Below are 23918 nucleotides of genomic sequence, written 5' to 3' on the forward strand. Positions count from 1 at the left end.
TAAAGAAAACATTTGCCTGGGAGGAGCGGCCTATTAAACCGCTTTTCGCCAAAGGCCCCTCATTGGGTGTGCGCCTGCTGGTGCTGACCGTGCTCTCGGTCGCGCTGATGGTGGTCGATGCCCGCTTCACGCTGCTCAAACCTGTGCGCAGCCAGATGTCGCTGGTGTTGATGGAGTCCTACTGGATCACCGACCTGCCGCAGCGCTTGTGGCAAGGTGTGGCCAGCCAGTTTGGCAGCCGGACCGAACTGGTCGCTGAAAACGAAAAACTCAAGACCGAAAACCTGCTGTTGCAGGGGCGCATGCAGAAGCTGGCGGCCCTCACCGAGCAGAACGTTCGGCTGCGCGAGCTGCTCAATTCTTCGGCGCTGGTCAACGAGAAGGTCGAAGTGGCCGAGTTGATCGGCATGGACCCCAACCCCTTCACCCACCGCATCATCATCAACAAGGGTGAGCGCGACGGCGTGGTTCTCGGCCAGCCGGTACTCGACGCCCGGGGCCTGATGGGCCAGGTGGTGGAGTTGATGCCCTACACCTCCCGAGTGCTGCTGCTGACCGATACCACCCACAGCATTCCCGTGCAGGTCAATCGCAACGGCTTGCGCGCGATTGCCAGCGGCACCGGCAACCCGGAACGCCTGGAACTGCGGCATGTGGCCGATACCGCCGATATCAAGGAAGGCGACCTGCTGGTCAGCTCCGGCCTTGGCCAGCGCTTCCCGGCCGGTTATCCGGTGGCAACGGTCAAGGAAGTCATCCATGACTCCGGCCAGCCGTTTGCCATCGTTCGCGCAGTGCCGACGGCTGCATTGAATCGCAGCCGCTACCTGCTGCTGGTATTCAGCGACAACCGTACGCCCGAAGAGCGTGCCAATGACGCTGCCGTGGCCCAGGAAGCCCAGGACCGCCAGGGCGGCGAGTCGGCTGCCCCATCGACAGCGACGCCGGCGCCTGTCCCTGCCACGGTGCCAAAACCACCAGTGCCTGCACCCGCGACGGCGGCTCCGGCCACCACGCCGGCGGCAACCCCGGCCACCACGCCCGCCGCGCCTGCTGTGAAACCGACCCGCTCGGCCACCCACGCACCCGCCGCGCAGCCTGCTCAACCAGCCCGGCCCGCCGCCAAACCGCCAGCCTCCACGCCGGCCACCGCGCCAGCCCCCAGGGGAGCACGAGAAGAATGAGCAGTACCCAATCCGGTAACGGCTGGATGGTCTGGCTGACCTTCGCCATCGGCCTGTTGCTCAGCGTTTCGCCGCTGCCGCAGTTCATGGAAATCCTGCGCCCACTGTGGCTGGCCCTGTTGCTGGCCTTCTGGGCGCTGGCCTTGCCGCACAAGGTCGGCATGGTCACCGCCTGGTGCCTGGGTCTGGCCGAGGACGTACTTTATGGCACGTTGCTGGGGCAGAACGCGCTGATCCTGACGCTGATCACCTTCCTGGTGCTGTCGCTGCAACAACGCCTGCGGATGTTCCCCATGTGGCAGCAGTGCCTGGTGATCCTGGTGATCTTTGGCCTGGCGCAACTGGTGCAGTTGTGGCTCAGCGCGCTGACTGGCAACCGCCAGCCGACCCTGGCGCTGGTCTTGCCAGCCCTGGTCAGCGCCTTGCTCTGGCCCTGGGTCAGCTTCGGTTTGCGTGGCCTGCGCCTGCGTTTCAAAATCAACTGATTCGCTCAGGATATCTACACTTTTTTTTGGTGACTCATATCCTTGTGGCCAGAGATTGAATCCCGCTGGGCTCTGTAGGAGCTGGCGAAGCCTGCGATCTTTTGATCTTGATCTTGATCTTGATCTTGATCTTGATCTTGATCTTGATCTTGATCTTTCGCTTGCGACTCAATTGTCTGGGACAAGATCGCAGCCTCGCTTCGCTCGTCAGCTCCTACACAGCTCCTACGGCGCAGCCCAGCGGGAGCAATCTTTGGCCACAAAAGCCGGTCGCGTTAGGGAGATGTCTTGATGAAACCGCTCTACCTCGCCTCAGGCTCGCCGCGTCGGCGTGAACTGCTCACGCAGATCGGCGTGCCCTTTACCGCCATCGGCGCGGACATCGACGAAACTCCCCTGGACCACGAAACCCCTTCGGCCTACGTCGAGCGCCTGGCGCGCGGCAAGGCCGAGGCGGGTCGGCGAGCCCTGGACGCCGGCATGGATGGCTGCGTGCTGGGCGCCGATACGGCTGTGGTACTGGACGGGCGAATTCTCGGCAAACCCGTGGACCAGGCCGATTCCATGACGACGCTCTTGAGCCTGTCCGGTCGCGAACATGAAGTATTGACCGCCATTGCCATACTGGATGGGCAGCGTTGCGAATCCCGCGTTGTGCGCACCCTGGTGCGCTTTCGGTCGATCACGGAACAGGAAGCGGCGGCCTACTGGGCCAGTGGTGAACCCCGGGACAAGGCCGGCGGCTATGGTATTCAAGGGCTGGGCGCGGTGTTTGTCGCCGGGCTTGAAGGCAGTTATTCAGCCGTGGTCGGCCTGCCGCTGTGCGAAACCGCAGAACTACTGGGCCATTTCGGCATACCCTGTTGGCAAACCTTGAGCGCGCGCTGAGCGCCGTCTGACTTGATGCGGCCATAATCGTGAACATGCCTGAACGAGACCCTGCCATGAGTGAAGAGATCCTGATCAACATCACGCCGATGGAATCGCGCGTGGCGGTGGTTGAAAACGGTGTTCTGCAAGAGGTCCACGTCGAGCGCACGCAAAAGCGTGGCATCGTCGGCAATATCTATAAAGGCAAGGTGGTGCGGGTGCTGCCGGGCATGCAGGCGGCCTTCGTCGACATCGGCCTGGACCGCGCGGCATTCATCCATGCGTCGGAAATTTCCATGCGCGAAGGACCGGCCGTGGAGAGCATCAGCGCGCTGGTGCATGAAGGCCAGAGCCTGGTGGTGCAGGTCACCAAGGACCCCATCGGCTCCAAGGGCGCGCGCCTGACCACGCAACTGTCGATTCCGTCGCGCTACCTGGTGTACATGCCGCGCACCGCCCATGTCGGTATTTCCCTGAAGATCGAAGACGAAGCCGAGCGCGAGCGCCTCAAGCAGGTGGTCAGCGACTGCGTGGAAAAAGAAGGCATCAAGGAAGCCGGTGGGTTCATCCTGCGCACCGCCGCCGAAGGGGCCGGGGCCGATGAGATCCTCATGGACATCCGCTACCTGCGCAGGCTTTGGGACCAGATCGCCGCGCAGATCAAGACTATCGCCACCCCCAGCGTGATCTACGAAGACCTGGGCCTGGCGCTGCGGACCTTGCGCGACCTGGTCAGCCCCAAGATCGAGAAAATCCGTATCGACTCCCGGGAAACCTTCCAGAAAACCACGCAGTTCGTCGCCGAACTGATGCCGGAAATCGCCGACCGCCTCGAGCATTATCCTGGCGAGCGGCCGATTTTCGACCTGTACGGAGTCGAAGACGAAATCCAGAAAGCCCTTGAACGCAAGGTGCCGCTCAAGTCCGGCGGCTACCTGGTGGTGGACCCGGCCGAGGCCATGAGCACCATCGACGTCAACACCGGGGCGTTCGTCGGCCATCGCAACCTGGAAGAAACCATCTTCAAGACCAACCTGGAAGCCGCCACCGCCATTGCCCGGCAACTGCGCCTGCGCAACCTGGGCGGGATCATCATCATCGACTTCATCGACATGGAAGATGAAGAACACCAGCGCCAGGTGCTGCGGACCCTGGAAAAACAACTCGAACGCGACCACGCCAAGACCAACATCATCGGCATCACCGAGCTGGGCCTGGTGCAGATGACCCGCAAGCGCACTCGCGAAAGCCTCGAACAGGTGCTGTGCGAGCCGTGCAGCAGTTGCCAGGGCCGCGGCAAGCTCAAGACCCCGGAAACCGTGTGTTACGAAATCTTCCGGGAAATTCTCCGGGAGGCGCGCGCCTACCAGGCGACTGGCTATAGAGTGTTGGCGAACCAGAAAGTGGTGGATCGCCTGCTCGACGAGGAGTCAGGCAATGTCGCGGAGCTGGAAGCGTTTATCGGACGCACGATTCGCTTCCAGGTGGAAACCATGTATTCCCAGGAACAATACGACGTGGTGTTGCTCTGAAGAGCTTGGGAAGCGGCGGGCCCGCGGATTTGATCGTCTTTGCCAGGGGAGCCCACTGACATGGAGCGTCTGACACGCATTTTGGCGGCGCTGACTCGCTGGGGGCTGGGGCTGTGCGCCCTGCTGCTGGTGTTGCTGGCGTTGTACGTCAGCCTCGGTCGCGAGCTGGTCCCGCTGGTAGCCGAATACCGCGCCGAGGTCGAGACCCAGGCCAGCGCTGCCTTGGGCATGCCTGTGCACATCGGCAGCCTCGACGGTAGCTGGAGCGCCCTGGCGCCAATCCTGGCGGCGCGCGACGTGGTGGTCGGCGAAGGCCCCAATGCCTTGCACCTGGATCAGGTGCGAGCCGTGCCTGACCTGTGGGACAGCCTGCTGGCACGTCAGGTGCGCATTGCCCACCTGGAAGTCAGCGGCCTGAAGATCAGCCTCAAGGAGGGCGCCGACGGCAAGTGGGCCCTGGAAGGCCTGCCGGTGAAGGACGACCAGCCCCTCGATCCGCAGCAATTGCTCGAACGCATGCAGGTGGTTGCCAAGTTCTCGCTGCTCGATAGCCAGGTGACTTTGCAACCTGTCGAACAACCACCGCTGACCCTCACCTACGTCGGCTTGAGCCTGCGCACCGGCGCCACCCGTCAACGGCTGGACGTGCGCTTGACCCTGCCTGACGGCCAGCCGCTGGCGATCAACCTGCGCACCCGTATCCGCGCCAGTGACTGGAAGAATGGCCAGGCCGATGCGTACCTGAGCCTGCCGCAAAGCGATTGGTCCAAATGGCTGCCCAAACGCCTGACCCAACAATGGAATTTTTCCCGGATCAAGGCCGGTGGCGAGTTCTGGCTGAGTTGGGGCGGCGGTACGGTGCAAAGCGCGGCCATGCGCTTGAACGCTCCTGACATCCTGGGTGCCTACGCCGAGCGCAAGCCGGTGCAGATCCATAACCTGGCGCTCAATGGGTATTTCCAGCGTGGCGACCAGGGCTTTACCGCGACCTTCGATTCCCTGGCGATGAACTTGGGCGAAACCCGCTGGGAATCGCGCCTGCAACTGCAACAGAGTGCTGCCACCGAAAAGGCCGAGGAGCGCTGGCACCTGCAGGCCGACCGCCTCGACTTGACCCCGCTTACGCCTTTGCTCAATGCCCTGGCGCCGTTGCCTGAAGGCCTGGCGACGACCATCGACCGTCTCAAGGTGACCGGTGCCCTGCGCAACGTGCTGCTGGACTACCGGCCGCAGAACGCCGGTGACCAGAAAATCAGCTTCGCCACCAACCTGGACACCGTGGGCTTTGATGCCTATCGCGGCGCCCCGGCTGCACGCAATGTATCGGGAAGCCTGAGCGGCGACCTCGGTGGCGGCGAGTTGCGCATGGACAGCAAGGATTTCTCCCTGCACCTGGACCCGATTTTCGCCAAGCCCTGGCAGTATCTGCAGGCCAACGCCCGGCTGACCTGGAAGCTCGACAAGCAAGGCTTCACCCTGATCGCGCCATATTTGAAGGTGCTGGGCGAGGAGGGCCGGATTGCCGGCGATTTCCTGATCCGCCTGCATTTCGACCATAGCCAGGAAGACTACATGGACCTGCGGGTCGGCCTGGTGGACGGTGACGGACGCTACACCGCCAAGTACCTGCCGGCGGTCCTCAGCCCGGCGCTGGATGAGTGGTTGCGCACGGCCATCGTCAAGGGCGCGGTGGACGAGGGCTTCTTCCAGTATCAAGGCTCGCTCAATCACGGTGCCGAAGACGCGGCACGCAGTATCAGCCTGTTTTTCAAGGTGCACGACGCCGAACTGGCGTTCCAGCCGGGCTGGCCTTCGGTCAGCAAGGTCAGCGGCGATGTCTTCGTCGAAGACAGCGGCGTGCGCATCTTCGCCAGCCAAGGACAATTGCTCGATACCCAGGTCAAGGATGTTTCGGTGAACATTCCCCATGTACCCAGCGGGCAGAGTGTTCATCTGTTTCTGGACGGCGGGTTCGCCGGCGGACTGGGCGACGGTCTGAAAATCCTCCAGACCGCGCCGATCGGGACCGCCGAGACATTCGCCGGCTGGGAAGGCGAGGGCGACCTGCAAGGCAGCGTCAAGCTCGACATCCCGCTGGTCAAAGGCGAGCAACCGAAGATCCTGGTGGACTTCGTCACCGACAAGGCCCGTCTCAAGCTCAGCGAGCCGGCACTGGAACTGACCCAACTCAAGGGCGATTTCCGCTTCGACAGCAACAAGGGCTTGAGCGGCAAGGGCATCAGTGCCCGGGCATTCGACCGGCCCGTGACCGCACAGATTTTCGCTGAAGGCCGCGCCGGGGCGCTCAACACACGAGTCGCGGCGTCCGGGCAGGTGGAGATCAAGAAACTCACCAGTTGGTTGAATGTCACCCAGCCGTTGCCGGTATCCGGTGTCGTGCCTTACCAGTTGCAAGTGATCCTCGACGGTGCCGACAGCCAGTTGTCGGTCAGCTCCAACCTCAAGGGCGTGGCGGTGGACCTGCCGGCACCCTTCGGCATGGCCGCCGATGTCGGGCGCGACACGGTGTTTCGCATGACCCTGCAAGGGCCGGAGCGGCGTTATTGGGTCGATTATGGCGACCTGGCCAATTTCACTTATGCCGCGCCGAGCGGGAAAGTCGCCGATGGTCGTGGCGAATTGTTGCTGGGGGCCGGCGATGCCGTTCTGCCCGGGGCCAAGGGACTGCGACTGCGCGGCACACTGTCGGAGCTGGACGTGAGTCCCTGGCAGGATTTGGTCAACAAGTACGCGGGCCAGGATCCGGGCGGCAGTGCCAAGCAACTGCTCAGCAGCGTCGATCTGACTGTCGGCAAGCTCACCGCCATGGGCACGACCCTGGACCAGGCATCGGTGCAACTGGACCGCAAGCCGGACGCCTGGGCCTTGCGGCTCGACAGCCAGCAGGCCAAGGGCAATGTCAGCCTGCCGGACGCAAAGGCCACCCCGATTGGGATCAAGCTTGATTATGTGCGCCTGCCGGCCACAGACCCGACGGTCCAGGCGGATGAAAACTCACCAGACCCATTGGCGTCGGTCGATCCCGGAAAAATCCCGGCCATGGATATTGCCATCGACCAATTGTTCCAGGGCCCTGATCTCATCGGTGCGTGGTCGTTGAAAGTGCGCCCGACCGCCAAGGGCATCGCGCTGAACGAGTTGGACATGGGCCTCAAGGGCATGGTGTTGAACGGCAGTGGTGGTTGGGAAGGGGCGCCCGGTTCCACCAGCAGTTGGTACAAGGGCCGTATCGGCGGCAAGAACCTGGGCGACGTGCTCAAGGGCTGGGGGTATGCCCCAAGCGTGACCAGCCAGACGTTCCGCCTGGATGTCGATGGCCGCTGGCCCGGCTCGCCAGCGTGGGTCGCCACCAAGCGCTTTTCCGGCAGCCTCGACGCGTCGCTGAACAAGGGCCAGTTTGTCGAAGTCGAAGGCAGTGCCCAGGCGTTGCGGGTATTTGGCCTGCTGAATTTCAACTCCATCGGCCGCCGCTTGCGCCTGGACTTCTCCGACCTGTTCGGCAAGGGGCTGAGCTACGACCGGGTCAAGGGACTGCTGGTGGCGAGCGACGGTGTGTACGTGACCCGCGAACCCATTACCTTGACCGGGCCGTCGAGCAATCTGGAGCTCAATGGCACGCTGGACATGGTGGCCGACCGGGTCGACGCCAAGCTGCTGGTGACGCTGCCGGTGACCAACAACCTGCCGATCGCCGCGCTGATTGTTGGCGCACCGGCGGTGGGTGGGGCGCTGTTTCTGATCGACAAACTGATCGGTGACCGCGTAGCGCGCTTTGCCAGCGTAAGATATGACGTCAAGGGGCCGTGGAAAGAGCCGAAGATCAGCTTCGACAAGCCGTTTTGACAGGTGATGCGATAACCCCTGTGGGAGCGAGCTTGCTCGCGATGAGGCCGGTACATCTAACATGTGTGTTGACTGATACACCGCCATCGCGAGCAAGCTCGCTCCCACAAAGGGCACTGCCAAACAACGGGGAACTGTCATGCCAGTCGCAGTGATTCAAATGGTCAGCCAAAGCGATGTGCTCGCCAACCTGGCCCGTGCCCGTGTGCTGCTGGAGCAGGCTGCCGCTGGCGGCGCCAGGCTGGCCGTGCTGCCGGAGAATTTCGCCGCGATGGGGCGGCGGGACATTGCCGATATCGGTCGTGCCGAAGCCTTTGGTCAGGGACCGATCCTGCCCTGGTTGAAACAGGTCGCCCGAGACCTCAAGTTATGGATTGTGGCCGGCACGTTGCCGTTGCCACCGGTGGACCAGCCCGAGGCCAGGTCCCATGCCTGTTCGTTGCTGGTCGACGATCAGGGCCAGATCGTGGCGCGCTACGACAAGTTGCACCTGTTCGATGTGGATGTGGCGGACAATCGCGGGCGCTATCGCGAGTCGGATGACTATGCTTATGGCGCTAACGTGGTGGTTGCCGATACCCCCGTGGGCCGGGTGGGCCTGACGGTCTGTTATGACTTGCGGTTTCCGGAGCTCTTCAGCGAGTTGCGGGCTGCCGGGGCCGAACTGATCACCGCGCCGTCGGCGTTTACCGCGGTGACCGGCGCGGCCCATTGGGAGGTGCTGATTCGCGCCCGGGCCATCGAGACCCAGTGCTACATGCTGGCGGCCGCCCAGGGCGGCGTGCATCCGGGGCCGCGGGAAACCTTTGGCCATGCTGCGATTGTCGACCCCTGGGGCCGTGTGCTGGCACAACAGGATCAAGGTGAGGCCGTGCTGCTGGCCGAGCGCGACAGCAACGAACAGGCGTCCATCCGGACGCGCATGCCGGTGGCGAGCCATCGGCGCTTTTTCTCGCAGGGCGCTCGACAGCGGCCTGTCCAAGACGACGAATTCAAGGCGTAAATCATATGAGCGGGTTGTTGTCCTCAGTCAGTGAACACCTTCTAGCCCCCGGCGGCGTAACCATCGAAAGCCTGCAAGGCGTGCTGGGCGACCTGGCCGGCCCGGGCATCGATGCGGCCGACCTGTATTTCCAGGGGCAGATCTCCGAGTCCTGGTCGCTGGAAGACGGCATCGTCAAGGAAGGCAGTTTCAACCTCGACCAGGGCGTGGGCGTGCGCGCCCAGTCCGGGGAAAAGACCGGTTTTGCCTACAGCAACGCCATCACCCTCGAAGCCCTCGGCGCTGCTGCCCGTGCGGCCCGCTCGATCTCCCGCGCCGGGCAGAACGGCACGGTCCAGGCGTTCAGCAGTCAGGACGTGGCGCAGTTGTATGCGCCGGATAACCCCCTGGAAGTCATGAGCCGTGCCGAAAAAGTCGAGCTGCTCAAGCGCATCGACGTCGCCACCCGTGCCCTCGACCCGCGCATCCAGCAAGTGTCGGTCAGCATGGCCGGGGTCTGGGAGCGGATCTTGGTGGCTTCCACCGACGGCGGCCTGGCAGCGGACGTGCGGCCGCTGGTGCGGTTCAACGTCAGCGTGATCGTCGAGCAGAACGGTCGCCGTGAGCGCGGCGGCCATGGCGGCGGCGGGCGCACCGACTACCGTTATTTCCTCAGCGAAGACCGCGCCATGGGCTACGCCCGCGAAGCGCTGCGCCAGGCGCTGGTCAACTTGGAGGCCATTCCGGCCCCGGCAGGTACGTTGCCGGTGGTGCTGGGGTCCGGTTGGTCCGGCGTGCTGCTGCACGAAGCAGTCGGCCACGGCCTGGAAGGCGACTTCAACCGCAAGGGCAGCTCGGCCTACAGTGGGCGCATGGGGGAGATGGTCGCTTCGAAACTCTGCACCATTGTCGATGACGGCACCCTGGCCGGGCGTCGCGGCTCCCTGAGCGTCGACGATGAAGGCACCCCGACCGAATGCACCACGCTGATCGAGAACGGTGTGCTCAAGGGCTACATGCAGGACAAACTCAATGCCCGGCTGATGGGCGTGGCCCGCACTGGCAACGGTCGCCGTGAATCCTACGCGCACCTGCCGATGCCGCGCATGACCAACACCTACATGCTCGGTGGCCAGAGCGATCCGGCGGAAATCATCGCCTCGGTGAAAAAAGGCATCTATTGCGCCAACCTCGGCGGCGGCCAGGTGGACATCACCAGCGGCAAGTTCGTGTTCTCCACCAGCGAGGCCTACCTGATCGAAGACGGCAAGATCACCGCACCGGTCAAGGGCGCGACCCTGATCGGCAACGGGCCGGAGGCGATGAGCAAGGTGTCGATGGTCGGTAACGACCTGGCGCTGGACAGCGGTGTGGGCACGTGCGGCAAGGATGGGCAATCGGTGCCGGTGGGCGTCGGCCAGCCGACCCTGAAGATCGATGCGATTACCGTGGGTGGTACGGGCGCTTAAAGATGTACACGATTCGTGTAGGAGCTGTGTAGGAGCTGTCGAGTGCAACGAGGCTGCGATCTTTCCCCAGACACTTGAGTCTCAAGCGAAAGATCAAAAGATCGCAGCCTGCGGCAGCTCCTACAGGGCCGGGTGAAACTCAGCGCAGGCCGCGTTGGGTTTCGTCCAGCTCACGGATGTACTTGAAGATTTTACGGCTCGAGGCCGGTGGCTTGTTCTGCGCCAGTTCGTGCTGGGCCTGACGGATCAGGGAGCGCAATTGCTGACGGTCAGCCTCCGGGTAGTCGATGACGAATTTTTCCAGGGTGCCATCGTCGCCTGCGATCAAGCGATCGCGCCAGCGCTCCAGGTTGTGGAAACGTTCGTTGTACTGCCGGGTGGAGGCATCGAGTTGATCGAGCAGGACCAGGATGGCGTCAGTGTCCTGATCGCGCATCAGTTTGCCGATGAATTGCAGGTGCCGTTTACGCGCGATATTCGCGGTGTGCTTGGGCGCATCGGCCAGGGCCCGGCGCAAGGCGTCGGTCAAAGGCAGTTTGGCCAGCAAGTCAGGCTTGAGTGTTGTCAGGCGCTCGCCGAGGTCAACCAGAGCATGCAGCTCGCGTTTGACCTGGGATTTGCTTTTTTCACCCTCGTAGAGGGAGTCGTCGTAAGAATCAACCATGGTGGCAGTCCGCAAAGAAACGCCGCCATGATAACCAGTCGGGGGCCGCTTGTCCGGCCCGGTCGCTCGAAGGCCATCACCGAAAGAAGAATTTGAGTGGAGAACACCATGAGTGCAGTTCAAAGCGTCGGCCCGCAAGCATTGCCGGCACTGCAGGAACAAGTCGAGCAGATCCTCGCCGAAGCCAAGCGCCAGGGCGCCAGTGCTTGTGAAGTGGCGGTGTCGCTGGAGCAGGGCCTGTCGACGTCGGTGCGCCAGCGCGAGGTGGAAACCGTCGAATTCAATCGCGACCAGGGCTTTGGCATCACCTTGTACGTGGGCCAGCGCAAGGGCTCGGCCAGCACTTCGGCGAGCGGCCCGGAGGCCATTCGCGAAACCGTCGCCGCGGCACTGGCGATTGCCAAGCACACCTCCGAAGACGAAGCCTCGGGCCTGGCCGATGCCGCGCTGATGTGCAAGGAACTGCGCGACTTCGACCTGTTTCACGTCTGGGACATCACCCCCGAGCAGGCCATCGAACAGGCACTGCGTTGCGAAGCGGCGGCATTCGAGGCCGACAGCCGGATCAAGAACGCCGACGGCACGACGCTCAATACCCACCAGGGCTGCCGGATCTATGGCAACAGCCACGGTTTCATCGGCGGTTATGCATCGACCCGCCACAGTCTCAGTTGTGTGATGATCGCTGAAGCCGACGGCCAGATGCAGCGCGATTACTGGTACGACGTGAGCCGCCAGGGCACCTTGCTGGCGGACCCGGTGAGCATTGGCCAGAAAGCCGCGCAACGGGCGGCCAGCCGCCTGGGCGCGCGGCCGGTGCCGACCTGTGAAGTGCCGGTGCTGTTTTCGGCCGAGCTGGCCGGTGGCTTGTTCGGCAGTTTCCTGTCGGCGGTGTCCGGCGGCAACCTGTACCGCAAGTCGTCGTTCCTCGAAGGCGCGCTGGGCCAGAAACTATTCCCGCAATGGATGACCATCGACGAGCGTCCGCACCTGATGCAGGCCATGGGCAGCTCGGCGTTCGACGGCGATGGCCTGGCCACCTACGCCAAGCCGTTCGTGGAAAACGGCGAGCTGGTGTCCTACATCCTCGGCACCTATTCGGGCCGCAAGCTCGGCATGCCGAGCACCGCCAATGCCGGTGGCGTGCATAACCTGTTCGTGACCCATGGCGAAGAAGACCAGGCGGCCTTGCTGCGGCGCATGGGTCGTGGCCTGCTGGTGACCGAACTGATGGGCCACGGCCTGAACATGGTAACCGGCGACTATTCCCGTGGCGCGGCGGGTTTCTGGGTCGAGAACGGCGAGATCCAGTTCCCGGTCCAGGAAGTCACCATCGCCGGGAACATGCGCGACATGTTCAAGCAGATCGTAGCGGTGGGCAACGATCTGGAACTGCGCAGCAACATCCGCACCGGTTCGGTGTTGATCGAGCGGATGACGGTGGCGGGTAGCTAACGCTCACCGCGTAAAAAAGGCGCGTCATCCACTGGGGTGACGCGCCTTTTTTGTGCCCGCAAATCCTCTGGCGAGGGCGCTTTTGTGGCGAGGGAGCTTGCTCCCGCTCGGTTGCGCAGCGACCGTAAGATTTTGGGGTCGCTTCGCGGCCCAGTGGGAGCAAGCTCCCTCGCCACAAAAGAATTTGTCACGGCTCATGGTTGTGTTGCTTCTTATTATCATCTAATAATGAATCTCATTTGCCGAGTGAGCCCCGGTCATGAGTTCTGCCCTGCACGAACAACCCTACCTTGAAAGCTGGCGCTGGATGAGCCGCCAGATCCGTTGCGCGATGAACCCGGACGAGCCGCGGTTGATCGAGCACTACCTGGCCGAGGGCCGCTATCTGGCCTGCTGCACTGCCACTTCGCCATGGATGATCGCCGAGACCGCGTTCCGGCTGCTGCTCGACACCGCCTCGGATGTCGCGCTGCCCTGGCATTGGCGCAATCTCTGCCTCGACCAGGCCTGGCGCCCCCTGCGTGAGCTCGAACAACAATCACTGTGCCGCTGCCGCCTCAAGCGCTGGCAGAGCCATGCCTGGGCGCTGGCGACCTGCGCCCTGGAGCCGTCGATTCCTCTTATTGAACTGGTGCAAGGATCTCCCGATGAGTAATACCCGTATCGAACGCGACAGCATGGGCGAGCTGCAAGTCCCGGTGGATGCCCTCTATGGCGCCCAGACCCAGCGCGCAGTGGATAACTTTCCGGTCAGCGACCAGCGTATGCCGGCGCAGTTCATCCGCGCCCTGATCCTGGCCAAGGCTGCCGCCGCCCGGGCCAACGTAGAGCTGGAACAGATCAGCGCGGTCCAGGGCAAGGCCATCGTCGATGCGTCCCTGGGGCTGCTCGAGGGCCGTTTCATGGACCATTTCCCAGTGGATATCTTCCAGACCGGCTCCGGCACCAGCTCCAACATGAACGCCAACGAAGTGATCGCCACCCTCGCCAGTCGTCTGCTGGGGGAAGCGGTCAATCCGAACGACCACGTCAATTGCGGCCAGAGCAGCAACGACATCATTCCCACCAGCATTCATGTCAGCGCGGCGCTGGCCTTGCATGAGCAACTGCTGCCGGCGCTGTTGCACCTGGTGCAGGTGATCGAGCGCAAGGCCGAGGAGGTCCACCCATTCATCAAGACGGGTCGTACCCATCTGATGGATGCCATGCCGGTGCGCCTGAGCCAGGTGCTCGACGGTTGGGCGCAGCAGCTCAAGGCCAATATCGGCCACTTGCAGGATGTGCTGCCGAGCCTGCAATCCCTGGCCCAGGGCGGTACGGCGGTCGGCACGGGAGTCAATGCCCATCCACGCTTCGCCGAGCTGTTCAGCCAACAACTGACGCAATTGACCCAGGTGCAATTCACCCCGGGCAAGAATCTGTTTGCGCTGATTGGCTCCCAGGACACCGCCGTAGCGGTTTCCGGGCAGCTCAAGACCACCGCCGTGTCGCTGATGAAAATCGCTAACGACCTGCGCTGGATGAATTCCGGGCCGCTGGCAGGCCTGGGCGAGATCGAACTCGAAGGCTTGCAACCGGGCTCCTCGATCATGCCCGGCAAGGTCAACCCGGTCATTCCTGAAGCCACCGCGATGGTGGCGGCCCAAGTGATTGGCAACGACACGGTGATCACTATCGCCGGTCAATCGGGCAACTTCGAATTGAACGTGATGCTGCCGATCATCGCCCAGAACCTGCTGAGCAGCATCGCCTTGATGTCCACCGCCAGCCGTTTGCTGGCGGACAAGGCCATCGCCACCTTCAAGGTCAACGAGGCGCGGCTCAAGGAAGCGTTGTCGCGCAACCCGATCCTGGTGACCGCGCTCAATCCCATCATTGGTTACCAGAAGGCCGCTGAAATCGCCAAGAAGGCTTACCAGCAAGGTCGGCCGGTCATCGATGTCGCCCTGGAGCACACCGACCTGACGCGCAGCGAACTCGAAGTCCTGCTGGACCCGGAGAAGCTCACCGCCGGCGGCGTGTAACCCCGACACCTGTGTGGAGGACTCATCATGGAACACTGGAAACGTACGATCGAACGGGCCAATCGCTGTTTCATGCTGGGCGAATTGGTAGACGCCCGCGAAGCTTACCTGCAAGCCCTCGCGCTGGCCCAGGTGCTGTTCGAGCGTTGGGCGGATGCCGACGAAGCCGTGGCCGCGTGCGTCGTCTCCCATCACAACCTGGCGGACCTGCACTTGCGCCTGAACCAGCCGGAGGAGAGCGCCGAGTATTTGTGTGCGATCCACCAACGGTTGTTGCAGACGATGCAGGACGAACGCCTGGCACCGGCCCTGCGCACTGCCGCGTTGCGTCAGAGCCACAAGACCTATGTCGAACTGCTGAATTTCATCAGCGAGCACGGTGAGTACCCGCGGACCCAACGCCTGCTGCACTGCAATGCCGCTACGCCCCGGCAGAGCAATGCCCCTCTTCATCATGGAGTTCATTGAACATGGCTTTTACCTTGCCTGCATTGCCCTACGCCTATGACGCCCTGGAACCGCACATCGATGCGCAAACCATGGAGATCCACTACACCAAGCATCACCAGACCTACATCAATAACCTCAACGCAGCGGTGGACGGCACCGAATACGCCGGGTGGCCTGTCGAAAAACTGGTGTCCAGTGTCGAGCAGTTGCCGGCAAGCCTGCAGGCCGCGGTGATCAACCAGGGCGGTGGTCATGCCAACCATTCGCTGTTCTGGGAAGTGATGACGCCCCGGGGTGGCGGCCAGCCCGATGGCGCCCTGGCGGCGGCGATCGAAGCGCAGCTGGGCGGTATCGAGGGTTTCAAGGAGGCCTTCACCAAAGCGGCGCTGACTCGTTTCGGCAGCGGTTGGGCCTGGTTGAGCGTGACCCCGCAAAAAAAACTGGTGGTGGAAAGCAGCGGCAACCAGGACAGCCCGCTGATGAAGGGCAACACGCCGATTCTTGGCCTGGACGTCTGGGAGCACGCCTATTACCTGCGTTACCAGAACCGCCGTCCGGAATACATCAGCGCCTTCTACAACGTGATCAACTGGCCTGAGGTCGCCCGGCGCTACCAGGCTGCGCTGGCTTCGAGTCCTTCATGAAAGCAACCCAAGGCTGACTATGGATACTCAAACACTGGCGATTGGAAGCGGACGGATGTTCCGCTATGCCTTGGGGTCGTTGTTGCTGTTGGCCGGGATGACGTTGTTGGCGGCGCAGGGCCTGGCATGGCTGGATCTGGAGCCCAGGTTGTTGCGCGCGCTCGAGGGCGGTGGGCTCTGCGCCTTGGGTACCGCGCTGGGGGCCGTGCCGGTGCTGGTCATCCGGCGCATGCCCCAGGCCGTCAGCGATTCGCTGCTGGGCTTCGGTGCCGGGGTGATGCTCGCGGCCACGGCGTTTTCGCTGATCGTGCCGGGCATTGCCGCAGCCGAGCAGTTGGGATTGACGCCTTGGGCAGCCAGCGGCCTCATCAGCTTTGGCATTCTATTGGGCGCGTTCGGGCTGTATCTGGTGGACCGCAAGGTTTCGGCCAGCCCCGAAAGGCTGGTCGCGGCGCCTGGCCGTCCGATCATTGCACCGCGGATCTGGTTGTTCGTGTTTGCCATCATTGCTCACAACATTCCCGAAGGCATGGCAGTGGGGGTGTCGGCGGGCGGCGGCATGCCGGATGCCGATAGCCTGGCGATGGGCATCGCCTTGCAGGATGTACCCGAAGGGCTGGTGATCGCGCTGGTGCTGGCTACGGCGGGGATGTCGCGGGCCAAGGCGTTCTTGATCGGCGCGGCGTCAGGGCTGGTCGAACCCGTGTTCGCGCTGCTGTGCGCCTGGTTGGTGAGCCTGGCCGAGATGCTCTTGCCCCTGGGGCTCGCGTTGGCGGCCGGGGCGATGTTGCTGGTGGTGACTCACGAGGTCATTCCAGAATCCCGCCGCAATGGTCACGAGAAACTGGCGAGCTTGGGGCTGTTGTTGGGGTTTTGTCTGATGATGGTGTTGGACACGGCGTTGGCGTGATGCAGGTCTGCGGGGAGTGAGCTTTTTATGGCAAGAGGCTTTTGTGGCGAGGGAGCTTGCTCCCGCTGGGCTGCGAAGCGGCCCCCATGTTTTATCACGGCGATGCGGCGTAGGGCGGTTTACGACTGCTTCGCAGCCGAGCGGGAGCAAGCTCCCTCGCCACAAAGGTCCTTCGCTATAGCAAGCTCTTTCAGCGCGGCAGGCTCGCCTGGCGCTTAGGGCCGTTATTCGCCTTCGTCGAAATATCGGTTGATCAGGTCCACCAAGGCATCCATCGCTTCTTGCGCCTGCTCCCCTTCAGTGCTCAGGTGGATCTTGGTGCCCTTGCCAGCGGCGAGCATCATCATCGCCATGATGCTTTTACCGTCGACCGCAGTCTCGGGTGTGCGGCCAACCCTGATGGTGGTGTCCTTGAACTGGCCTGCGACTCCGACGAACTTGGCCGACGCTCGGGCATGCAAACCCAGCTTGTTGATGATTTCAATTTCCTGAGCAGGCATCGCGATGTGAATCCTTTAGCTGAGGTCGCGGTGGCGAACCTGGACGTTCTTCAGGGATTGTTGCAGGAGTTGACCCAGGCGTTCGGTCAGGTAGACGGAGCGGTGATGGCCGCCGGTACAACCGATGGCGATCGTGACATAGGCGCGGTTGCTCGCGGCAAAGCGGGGCAGCCATTTGAGCAGGTAGCTGGAGATGTCCTGGTACATTTCCTCGACATCCGGCTGGGCGGCCAGGTAGTCGATCACCGGTTGGTCGAGCCCGGACTGCGCGCGCAATTCCGGTTTCCAATAAGGGTTGGGCAGGCAGCGCACATCGAACACCAGGTCGGCGTCTACGGGCATGCCACGCTTGAAACCGAACGACTCCACCAGGAACGCCGTGCCCGGCTCGGGTTGGTTGAGCAGGCGCAGCTTGATCGTGTCGCGCAACTGATACAGGTTCAGGTGCGTGGTGTTGACCTTCAGGTCTGCCAGGTCGGCGATCGGCCCCAGTAGCTGGCTTTCATCCTCGATGGCTTCGGCTAGCGAACGGTTGGCATTGCTCAGCGGGTGGCGCCGGCGGGTTTCGGAAAAACGCTTGAGCAGTGTCTCTTCATCGGCATCCAGGTACAGCACGTCGCACTGGATATGCCGGCTGCGCACTTCCTCGAGCAGTTCAGGAAAACGCGACAGGTGGCTTGGCAGGTTACGCGCATCGATGGACACCGCCACCAGCGGCTGCGCCAGCTCGGTGTGGATCAGGGCGCGCTCGGCCAGTTCCGGCAGCAGGCCGGCGGGCAGGTTGTCGATGCAATAGTAGCCGCTGTCCTCAAGCACGTTGAGGGCCGTGCTTTTACCGGAGCCGGAGCGGCCACTGACAATGATCATGCGCATTTTTAATGACCGTTCTGCTCGTCCAGGACAACCTGGTACAACGCTTCGTTGCTCGGTGCGCTGCGCAGTTTTTCGCGCACTTCCTTGCGGTCCAGCATGCTGGCAATCTGGCGCAGCAGCTCGAGGTGCGCATCGGTCGCCGCTTCCGGTACCAGCAATACAAACAGCAGGTCGACCGGGGCGCCGTCGATGGCGTCGAAATCTATAGCGGTTTCAAGGTGCAACAGCGCACTGATCGGTGCGGCACAACCCTTGAGACGGCAGTGGGGAATGGCGATACCGTTGCCAAAACCGGTGGAACCGAGTTTTTCACGGGCAACCAAGGCCTCGAAGACGTCCTGCATTTCCAGATCCGGTACCTCGCGGTGGATCAGGTTGGCAATGTGTTCGAGGGCTTTCTTTTTACTGCCGCCCGGCGCGTTCACTTGGGAACGGCCGGGGGTCAGGATGGTTTCTAGTCGGATCATGGATTGGGGGGGTTAACGACCGGTTGCGCCCTGGAGGAGGCTCTGGGTCTTTTCCTTATGCTTTTTGAGTTGGCGATCCAGCTTGTCGGTCAGCAGGTCAATCGCGGCATACATGTCTGTGTGCTCTGCGTTGGCGACCACTTCTCCGCCGGGGATATGCAGCGTGGCTTCGATTTTCTGCAGCAGCTTCTCGACGTTCATCGTGACTTGCACGTTGGTGATCTTGTCGAAATGCCTCTCCAATCGGTCGAGCTTTTCGCCGATGTAGGTGCGCAGGGGTTCGGTCACTTCCAGTTGGTGTCCACTGATGTTGACTTGCATACAGCTTCTCCTTCGTTGCCAGTGCATAAAGCGGCAGGCAGAAATGCCTGCCACTGGAACGCTGTGGCGTGGCCTGTTACATCAACCGCTTGCGTTCGCTCGAAGGCGCGATCCCGAGGGATTCGCGGTATTTGGCGACGGTACGGCGGGCCACCTGAATGCCTTGTGCCTCCAGTAAACCAGCGATCTTGCTGTCACTCAACGGCTTTTTCTGATTTTCCGCGGCCACCAGTTTTTTGATGATCGCGCGGATGGCCGTGGACGAGCATTCGCCGCCTTCGGAGGTGCTGACGTGGCTGGAGAAAAAGTATTTCAATTCATAGATGCCCCGTGGGGTATGCATGAATTTCTGGGTGGTTACCCGGGAAATCGTCGACTCGTGCATGCCCACTGCCTCGGCAATGTCATGCAGGACCAACGGTTTCATCGCTTCATCGCCGTACTCCAGGAAGCCGCGCTGATGCTCGACGATCTGGGTGGCCACTTTCATCAGGGTTTCGTTGCGGCTTTGCAGGCTCTTGATGAACCAGCGCGCTTCCTGCAACTGGTTGCGCATGAAGGTGTTGTCGGCACTGGTGTCGGCACGCTTCACAAAACCGGCGTACTGGGCGTTGACCCGCAGCTTGGGCACCGACTCCTGGTTGAGCTCCACCAGCCAGCGATCATTGTGCTTGCGCACGATCACGTCGGGGACCACATATTCGGGCTCGGTGGATTCGATCTGCGAGCCGGGGCGCGGGTTGAGGCTCTGCACCAGTTCGATGACCTGGCGCAGCTCATCTTCCTTGAGCTTCATGCGACGCATCAGTTGGCTGTAGTCGCGGCCGCCCAACAGGTCGATGTAATCGGTGACCAGTCGCTTGGCTTCGGCCAGCCACGGTGTCTTGGCGGACAGCTGGCGCAGTTGCAGCAACAGGCATTCGCCCAGGTTGCGGGCGCCGATGCCGGCCGGTTCGAACTGCTGGATGCGATGAAGGACGGCTTCGATCTCGTCCAGCTCGATGTCGAGCTCGGGGTCGAAGGCTTCCAGGATTTCTTCGAGGGTCTCGTCCAGGTAGCCCTGGTTGTTGATGCAGTCGATCAGGGTCACGGCGATCAGGCGATCGGTGTCGGACATCGGCGCCAGGTTCAACTGCCACAGCAGGTGGCTTTGCAGGCTTTCGCCAGCAGAGGTGCGGGTGGTGAAGTCCCACTCGTCGTCATCGCTGCTTGGCAGGCTGCTGGCGCTGGTCTGGTAGACGTCTTCCCAGGCCGTGTCCACGGGCAGTTCGTTGGGGATGCGTTCGTTCCATTCGCCATCCTCCAGGTTGTCCACCGTCGGGGCGGTTTCCTGGTAGGCCGGTTCCGGGATTTCAGTGTTGGTCTTCTGCTCGACGTTGTCGGCCAGCGGGTCGGTGTTGTCGAAGTCGTCGCCTTCTTCCTGGCGTTCGAGCATCGGATTGGACTCCAGGGCCTCCTGGATTTCCTGTTGCAGGTCCAGGGTCGACAATTGGAGCAGGCGGATGGCCTGTTGCAGCTGCGGTGTCATCGTCAGCTGCTGGCCCATTCTCAAGACTAGCGATGGTTTCATGGCAGGGGCTTAACACCTTATTAGCCGGCGCACATGCGCCATCCACTACAGGGCGCCGAGGCGCCAAACTTAAGCAAATTATATGCCTGAAACTGAAGTGTTTGCCTAGAGCGTCGCCATAATAAAATTAAACGACGCTCGGACAATTCGCCAGACACTTGTGCTTACAGGCGGAACTCATGGCCCAGATACACTTCCTTGACCAGGTCATTGGCCAGGATGGCTGCGGAGTCGCCTTCGGCGATCAGCTGGCCGTCGTTGACAATGTAGGCGGTTTCACAGATATCCAGCGTCTCGCGCACGTTGTGGTCGGTGATCAGCACGCCGATTCCCTTGGCCTTGAGGTGATGGATGATCTGCTTGATGTCGCCTACCGAGATCGGGTCCACGCCAGCGAACGGTTCGTCGAGCAGGATGAACTTCGGTGCGGTGGCCAGGGCGCGGGCGATTTCCACGCGACGCCGCTCACCGCCGGACAGGCTCATGCCCAGGTTGTCGCGAATGTGGTTGATGTGGAATTCCTGCAGCAGGCTTTCCAGCTCCTGGCGACGACCGGCCTTGTCGAGTTCCTTGCGGGTCTCGAGGATCGCCATGATGTTGTCGGCAACCGACAGTTTGCGGAAGATCGACGCTTCTTGCGGCAAATAGCCGATACCGGCCTTCGCCCGGCCGTGCATCGGCTGGTGGCTGACATCCACGTCGTCGATCAGCACGCGCCCCTGATCGGCCTGGACCAGGCCGACGATCATGTAGAAGCAGGTGGTCTTGCCCGCGCCGTTGGGGCCGAGCAGGCCGACGATCTGGCCGCTGTCGATGGACAGGCTGACATCACGCACGACTTGACGGCTCTTGTAGCTCTTGGCCAGATGCTGAGCTTTCAGAGTTGCCATTACTGGGCCTTCTGCTCGTCGGTTTTCTTTTTCGGTTGGATCACCATGTCGATCCGCGGACGCGACTCGGTCACCTTGCTGCCGGTGGCGCGACCGGCGCTGGCGAGTTTCTTGTTGGTGTCGTAGACGATTTTCTCGCCTTGGGTCACGTTGTTGTCCTTGTCGACGACCTTGGCACGGTCGATCAGGACCACGCGATCCTGGGAGGCGTGGTACTGGATGGTTACCCCATAGCCCTGCACAGGCTTGGTATCGCCTGCGGTTTGCAGTTGCTCGAAGTAAGCCAGGTTGCCCACCGAGGTCACCACGTCGATGTCGCCGGACGGGGTGCGGGTGATGGTCACGGTATTGCCGGTGACCTTCATCGAGCCCTGGGTGATGATCACGTCGCCTTTATAGGTGGCGATGCCATTCTTGTCGTCGAGCTGGGCGTCGTCGGCCTGGATGCGGATAGGCTGGTTGCGGTCGTCGGGAAGAGCCCAGGCGCTCGCGCTTCCCAGTGCTGCGCCCAGACTGAGCAAAATAGGGAGGGTTTTAGCGAGCTTCATACTGTCCTCTTACGTTCGATAGCAGGTGTATCCTGCTTTCCTTCAAATACGCTTTCATTCCCGTGCCGGTCGATACACCCCCGGCGCCGTCGATTCTAACGGGTTGCTCGGTCTGCGCATATTCTTGCTGTGGGAACACGGTCATGCGCGTGCTGGTGATGATGGTCGTACGGTTTTTTTCGTCGGTTCGGGCGACGCGCACCGAGTCGATCAGTTCCACTTCGGTACCGCCGGAATTGACTTCGGCATGCTCGCTCTGCACGTGCCACGGAAACTCGGTGCCGCGGAACATGTTCAGGTCGGGCTTGGTGACCAGCGTAATGTCAGTGGCCTTTACGTGGTCGACCTTGTCGGACGTCATCTCGTACTGCACTTTGCCGTCGGGCAGGTACTGCAGGGTATGCGTGTTGGTCGCGTACCAGTCGATCTTTTCCTCGACCTGGGCCGCAGGCCGGTCGAGAAACCGTTCGGGGCTGATGTTCCAGTAGCCCACCGCAGCAAAAATCGCCGCGATACAGCCGAACACCACGATGGTGCGAATCTTCTTGCTCAGCATATATGGCTCACAGGTACGCGGCGTTGGCCGCTTCGAGGCGGCCCTGGGCGCGCAGGATCAGTTCACAGAATTCGCGGGCCGCACCTTCGCCGCCTCGCGCCGTGGTGACACCGTGGGCGTGTTCACGGACGAAGCTGGCCGCGTTGGCGACCGCCATGCCCAGGCCGACCCGGCGAATCACCGGCAGGTCTGGCAGGTCGTCACCGAGGTAGGCCACCTGTTCATAGCTTAGGTTGAGTTGCCCCAGAAGCTCGTCCAGCACCACCAGTTTGTCTTCGCGCCCCTGGTAAAGGTGCGGGATGCCGAGGTTCTTCGCGCGCCGCTCGACCACCGGGGTCTTGCGGCCGCTGATGATAGCGGTCTGCACGCCGGCGGCCATCAACATCTTGATGCCTTGGCCGTCGAGGGTGTTGAACGTCTTGAACTCGCTGCCGTCTTCAAGGAAGTACAGGCGACCGTCGGTCAGCACTCCGTCCACATCGAAAACCGCCAGCTTGATGGCCTGGCCGCGTTGCAACAGGTCTGTGTTCATTTACATGACTCCCGCACGCAGCAAGTCGTGCATGTTCAGGGCACCCACCGGACGGTCTTCGTCGTCGACGACCACCAGGGCGCTGATCTTGTGGTCTTCCATGATTTTCAGGGCCTCGGCGGCGAGCATCTCGGCGCGGGCGGTCTTGCCGTGGGGCGTCATGACTTGCTCGATGGTCGCACTGTGGATGTCGATGGTGCGGTCCAGGGTGCGGCGCAGGTCGCCGTCGGTGAAGATCCCGGCGAGCTTGCCGTCGGTCTCCAGGACCACCGTCATGCCCAACCCTTTGCGGGTCATTTCCATGAGCGCGTCCTTGAGCAGCGTGCCGCGCAGCACTTGTGGCAACTCCTGGCCAGCGTGCATCACGTTTTCGACTTTCAGCAGCAGGCGCCGGCCGAGGGCGCCACCGGGATGGGAAAAGGCGAAATCTTCGGCGGTGAAGCCCCTGGCTTCCAGCAGCGCCACGGCCAGGGCGTCGCCCATGACCAGGGCAGCGGTGGTGGAGGAGGTCGGTGCCAGGTTCAGCGGGCAGGCTTCGTGTTCGACATGGACATTGAGGTTTACTTCGGCGGCCTTGGCCAGCGGCGAGTCCGGGTTGCCGGTCATGCTGATCAACTGGATGCCCAGGCGCTTGATCAGCGGCAGCAGCGTGATGATCTCATTGGTGGAGCCGGAGTTGGACAGGGCCAGGATGACGTCGTCCCGGGTGATCATGCCCATGTCCCCGTGGCTGGCTTCGGCCGGATGAACAAAAAAGGCCGTGGTGCCGGTGCTGGCGAGGGTCGCGGCGATCTTGTTGCCGATGTGCCCGGACTTGCCCATGCCGACCACGACCACGCGGCCTTTGCTGGCCAGAATCATCTCGCAGGCGCGTACGAAATCAGCGTCGATATGGGGCAGCAAGCCTTGCACGGCTTCGAGCTCGAGGCGGATGGTACGTTGTGCCGATTGAATCAGGTCGCTGGATTGGCTCATGTCAGAAATCGTATAGCCCGATGAAAAGGCGGCGATTATAGCGGCAATGAACAATTCCCTCACGTAAGTTCGTCATGCTTTGTTCAAGGGGCCGCAAGGTTCGACATAAAATGTGGCTTTTTACCTTAAACCAGGCTTAACAGGCGGGGCGTT

Annotated in this window: 24 protein-coding genes; 13 read left to right on the top strand and 11 right to left on the bottom strand. The window is 62.2% G+C overall.

What is annotated here, in order from left to right:
• Positions 1–32 precede the first annotated feature (32 nt).
• The 7 genes from mreC (at position 33) to tldD (ending at position 10386) form a co-directional block, all read left to right on the top strand.
• Positions 33–1184 (top strand): rod shape-determining protein MreC, encoded by a 1152-nt coding sequence (gene mreC, locus LOY50_RS04515; RefSeq protein ID WP_258691207.1) that lies wholly within the window; start codon positions 33–35, stop codon positions 1182–1184.
• Positions 1181–1669: a rod shape-determining protein MreD gene (gene mreD, locus LOY50_RS04520; protein ID WP_003197820.1), complete on the top strand. Its 489-nt coding sequence runs from the start codon at positions 1181–1183 to the stop codon at positions 1667–1669. Before mreC ends, mreD begins: the two co-directional genes overlap by 4 nt.
• Before the next feature lie 291 nt (positions 1670–1960).
• Positions 1961–2557, top strand: a complete 597-nt coding sequence (locus tag LOY50_RS04525; RefSeq protein WP_214511245.1) for a nucleoside triphosphate pyrophosphatase — start codon at positions 1961–1963, stop codon at positions 2555–2557.
• A gap of 56 nt (positions 2558–2613) precedes the next feature.
• Positions 2614–4071 (top strand): ribonuclease G, encoded by a 1458-nt coding sequence (rng, locus tag LOY50_RS04530; RefSeq protein WP_018613976.1) that lies wholly within the window; start codon positions 2614–2616, stop codon positions 4069–4071.
• A gap of 60 nt (positions 4072–4131) precedes the next feature.
• Positions 4132–7935: a YhdP family protein gene (locus LOY50_RS04535; RefSeq protein ID WP_258690374.1), complete on the top strand. Its 3804-nt coding sequence runs from the start codon at positions 4132–4134 to the stop codon at positions 7933–7935.
• 139 nt (positions 7936–8074) lie between these two features.
• The gene (locus tag LOY50_RS04540; RefSeq protein ID WP_253471630.1) at positions 8075–8938 is read left to right on the top strand and encodes a carbon-nitrogen hydrolase family protein; all 864 of its coding nucleotides are present in this window, start codon (positions 8075–8077) and stop codon (positions 8936–8938) included.
• A gap of 5 nt (positions 8939–8943) precedes the next feature.
• Positions 8944–10386, top strand: a complete 1443-nt coding sequence (gene tldD, locus LOY50_RS04545) for a metalloprotease TldD (RefSeq protein ID WP_214511248.1) — start codon at positions 8944–8946, stop codon at positions 10384–10386.
• Between the two features lie 139 nt (positions 10387–10525).
• Here the strand turns inward: tldD and yjgA are convergent, their stop codons facing one another.
• Entirely contained in the window at positions 10526–11050 is a 525-nt protein-coding gene (yjgA, locus tag LOY50_RS04550; protein WP_014336624.1) for a ribosome biogenesis factor YjgA, read from the bottom strand.
• Between the two features lie 108 nt (positions 11051–11158).
• Between yjgA and pmbA the strand changes: the two genes are divergently transcribed.
• The 6 genes from pmbA (at position 11159) to LOY50_RS04580 (ending at position 16533) form a co-directional block, all read left to right on the top strand.
• Entirely contained in the window at positions 11159–12505 is a 1347-nt protein-coding gene (pmbA, locus tag LOY50_RS04555) for a metalloprotease PmbA (RefSeq protein ID WP_258690375.1), read from the top strand.
• Between the two features lie 259 nt (positions 12506–12764).
• The gene (locus tag LOY50_RS04560; protein ID WP_214511250.1) at positions 12765–13160 is read left to right on the top strand and encodes a FagA protein; all 396 of its coding nucleotides are present in this window, start codon (positions 12765–12767) and stop codon (positions 13158–13160) included.
• The gene (locus tag LOY50_RS04565; protein ID WP_258690376.1) at positions 13153–14529 is read left to right on the top strand and encodes an aspartate ammonia-lyase; all 1377 of its coding nucleotides are present in this window, start codon (positions 13153–13155) and stop codon (positions 14527–14529) included. Before LOY50_RS04560 ends, LOY50_RS04565 begins: the two co-directional genes overlap by 8 nt.
• 27 nt (positions 14530–14556) lie before the next feature.
• A complete protein-coding gene (locus tag LOY50_RS04570) occupies positions 14557–14997 on the top strand; it encodes a hypothetical protein (RefSeq protein WP_253471637.1) in 441 nt (146 codons plus the stop codon).
• 2 nt (positions 14998–14999) lie between these two features.
• Positions 15000–15623, top strand: coding sequence for a superoxide dismutase (locus tag LOY50_RS04575; protein ID WP_253471639.1), 624 nt, complete (start codon positions 15000–15002; stop codon positions 15621–15623).
• A gap of 19 nt (positions 15624–15642) precedes the next feature.
• A complete protein-coding gene (locus LOY50_RS04580; RefSeq protein ID WP_253471642.1) occupies positions 15643–16533 on the top strand; it encodes a ZIP family metal transporter in 891 nt (296 codons plus the stop codon).
• Positions 16534–16757: 224 nt separating this feature from the next.
• Here the strand turns inward: LOY50_RS04580 and LOY50_RS04585 are convergent, their stop codons facing one another.
• The 10 genes from LOY50_RS04585 to LOY50_RS04630 all read right to left on the bottom strand — a co-directional run bounded on the left by LOY50_RS04585 (position 16758) and on the right by LOY50_RS04630 (position 23765).
• On the bottom strand, positions 16758–17033 hold the full coding sequence (locus LOY50_RS04585; RefSeq protein ID WP_212797529.1) for an HPr family phosphocarrier protein: 276 nt from the start codon (positions 17031–17033) through the stop codon (positions 16758–16760).
• A gap of 15 nt (positions 17034–17048) precedes the next feature.
• Positions 17049–17906, bottom strand: coding sequence for an RNase adapter RapZ (gene rapZ, locus LOY50_RS04590; RefSeq protein ID WP_003197845.1), 858 nt, complete (start codon positions 17904–17906; stop codon positions 17049–17051).
• Positions 17907–17908: 2 nt separating this feature from the next.
• A complete protein-coding gene (gene ptsN / locus LOY50_RS04595) occupies positions 17909–18373 on the bottom strand; it encodes a PTS IIA-like nitrogen regulatory protein PtsN (RefSeq protein ID WP_003197847.1) in 465 nt (154 codons plus the stop codon).
• 12 nt (positions 18374–18385) lie between these two features.
• The gene (gene hpf, locus LOY50_RS04600; protein WP_003178005.1) at positions 18386–18694 is read right to left on the bottom strand and encodes a ribosome hibernation-promoting factor, HPF/YfiA family; all 309 of its coding nucleotides are present in this window, start codon (positions 18692–18694) and stop codon (positions 18386–18388) included.
• A 76-nt stretch (positions 18695–18770) separates the two neighbouring features.
• A complete protein-coding gene (locus LOY50_RS04605; RefSeq protein ID WP_003197849.1) occupies positions 18771–20264 on the bottom strand; it encodes an RNA polymerase factor sigma-54 in 1494 nt (497 codons plus the stop codon).
• Between the two features lie 164 nt (positions 20265–20428).
• Positions 20429–21154 (bottom strand): LPS export ABC transporter ATP-binding protein, encoded by a 726-nt coding sequence (gene lptB, locus LOY50_RS04610; RefSeq protein ID WP_214511256.1) that lies wholly within the window; start codon positions 21152–21154, stop codon positions 20429–20431.
• Positions 21154–21702 (bottom strand): lipopolysaccharide transport periplasmic protein LptA, encoded by a 549-nt coding sequence (lptA, locus tag LOY50_RS04615; protein ID WP_214511257.1) that lies wholly within the window; start codon positions 21700–21702, stop codon positions 21154–21156. Before lptA ends, lptB begins: the two co-directional genes overlap by 1 nt.
• On the bottom strand, positions 21689–22258 hold the full coding sequence (lptC, locus tag LOY50_RS04620; RefSeq protein WP_072346983.1) for an LPS export ABC transporter periplasmic protein LptC: 570 nt from the start codon (positions 22256–22258) through the stop codon (positions 21689–21691). Before lptC ends, lptA begins: the two co-directional genes overlap by 14 nt.
• A gap of 7 nt (positions 22259–22265) precedes the next feature.
• A complete protein-coding gene (locus LOY50_RS04625; RefSeq protein WP_014336638.1) occupies positions 22266–22790 on the bottom strand; it encodes an HAD family hydrolase in 525 nt (174 codons plus the stop codon).
• Positions 22791–23765 carry a KpsF/GutQ family sugar-phosphate isomerase gene (locus LOY50_RS04630; RefSeq protein ID WP_018614011.1) on the bottom strand — a complete coding sequence of 325 codons (975 nt, stop codon included), beginning with the start codon at positions 23763–23765 and terminating at the stop codon, positions 22791–22793.
• Positions 23766–23918 lie beyond the last annotated feature (153 nt).

Origin of the sequence: Pseudomonas sp. B21-010, from assembly GCF_024749325.1 — a bacterium.
In the GTDB taxonomy this organism is placed as follows: Bacteria; Pseudomonadota; Gammaproteobacteria; order Pseudomonadales; family Pseudomonadaceae; genus Aquipseudomonas; species Aquipseudomonas kilonensis.

Bases quoted from the DNA above. Each gene is read 5' to 3' on its own strand.
- mreD (WP_003197820.1), top strand. From the start codon at position 1,181: ATGAGCAGTACCCAATCCGGTAACGGCTGGATGGTCTGGCTGACCTTC.
- rapZ (WP_003197845.1), bottom strand. From the start codon at position 17,906: ATGCGCATGATCATTGTCAGTGGCCGCTCCGGCTCCGGTAAAAGCACG.
- LOY50_RS04625 (WP_014336638.1), bottom strand. From the start codon at position 22,790: ATGAACACAGACCTGTTGCAACGCGGCCAGGCCATCAAGCTGGCGGTT.
- pmbA (WP_258690375.1), top strand. From the start codon at position 11,159: ATGAGTGCAGTTCAAAGCGTCGGCCCGCAAGCATTGCCGGCACTGCAG.
- hpf (WP_003178005.1), bottom strand. From the start codon at position 18,694: ATGCAAGTCAACATCAGTGGACACCAACTGGAAGTGACCGAACCCCTG.
- rng (WP_018613976.1), top strand. From the start codon at position 2,614: ATGAGTGAAGAGATCCTGATCAACATCACGCCGATGGAATCGCGCGTG.
- lptC (WP_072346983.1), bottom strand. From the start codon at position 22,258: ATGCTGAGCAAGAAGATTCGCACCATCGTGGTGTTCGGCTGTATCGCG.
- lptA (WP_214511257.1), bottom strand. From the start codon at position 21,702: ATGAAGCTCGCTAAAACCCTCCCTATTTTGCTCAGTCTGGGCGCAGCA.
- lptB (WP_214511256.1), bottom strand. From the start codon at position 21,154: ATGGCAACTCTGAAAGCTCAGCATCTGGCCAAGAGCTACAAGAGCCGT.
- LOY50_RS04605 (WP_003197849.1), bottom strand. From the start codon at position 20,264: ATGAAACCATCGCTAGTCTTGAGAATGGGCCAGCAGCTGACGATGACA.
- LOY50_RS04535 (WP_258690374.1), top strand. From the start codon at position 4,132: ATGGAGCGTCTGACACGCATTTTGGCGGCGCTGACTCGCTGGGGGCTG.
- LOY50_RS04630 (WP_018614011.1), bottom strand. From the start codon at position 23,765: ATGAGCCAATCCAGCGACCTGATTCAATCGGCACAACGTACCATCCGC.
- LOY50_RS04525 (WP_214511245.1), top strand. From the start codon at position 1,961: ATGAAACCGCTCTACCTCGCCTCAGGCTCGCCGCGTCGGCGTGAACTG.
- LOY50_RS04570 (WP_253471637.1), top strand. From the start codon at position 14,557: ATGGAACACTGGAAACGTACGATCGAACGGGCCAATCGCTGTTTCATG.
- LOY50_RS04575 (WP_253471639.1), top strand. From the start codon at position 15,000: ATGGCTTTTACCTTGCCTGCATTGCCCTACGCCTATGACGCCCTGGAA.
- LOY50_RS04565 (WP_258690376.1), top strand. From the start codon at position 13,153: ATGAGTAATACCCGTATCGAACGCGACAGCATGGGCGAGCTGCAAGTC.
- LOY50_RS04560 (WP_214511250.1), top strand. From the start codon at position 12,765: ATGAGTTCTGCCCTGCACGAACAACCCTACCTTGAAAGCTGGCGCTGG.
- yjgA (WP_014336624.1), bottom strand. From the start codon at position 11,050: ATGGTTGATTCTTACGACGACTCCCTCTACGAGGGTGAAAAAAGCAAA.
- LOY50_RS04540 (WP_253471630.1), top strand. From the start codon at position 8,075: ATGCCAGTCGCAGTGATTCAAATGGTCAGCCAAAGCGATGTGCTCGCC.
- tldD (WP_214511248.1), top strand. From the start codon at position 8,944: ATGAGCGGGTTGTTGTCCTCAGTCAGTGAACACCTTCTAGCCCCCGGC.
- LOY50_RS04580 (WP_253471642.1), top strand. From the start codon at position 15,643: ATGGATACTCAAACACTGGCGATTGGAAGCGGACGGATGTTCCGCTAT.
- LOY50_RS04585 (WP_212797529.1), bottom strand. From the start codon at position 17,033: ATGCCTGCTCAGGAAATTGAAATCATCAACAAGCTGGGTTTGCATGCC.
- ptsN (WP_003197847.1), bottom strand. From the start codon at position 18,373: ATGATCCGACTAGAAACCATCCTGACCCCCGGCCGTTCCCAAGTGAAC.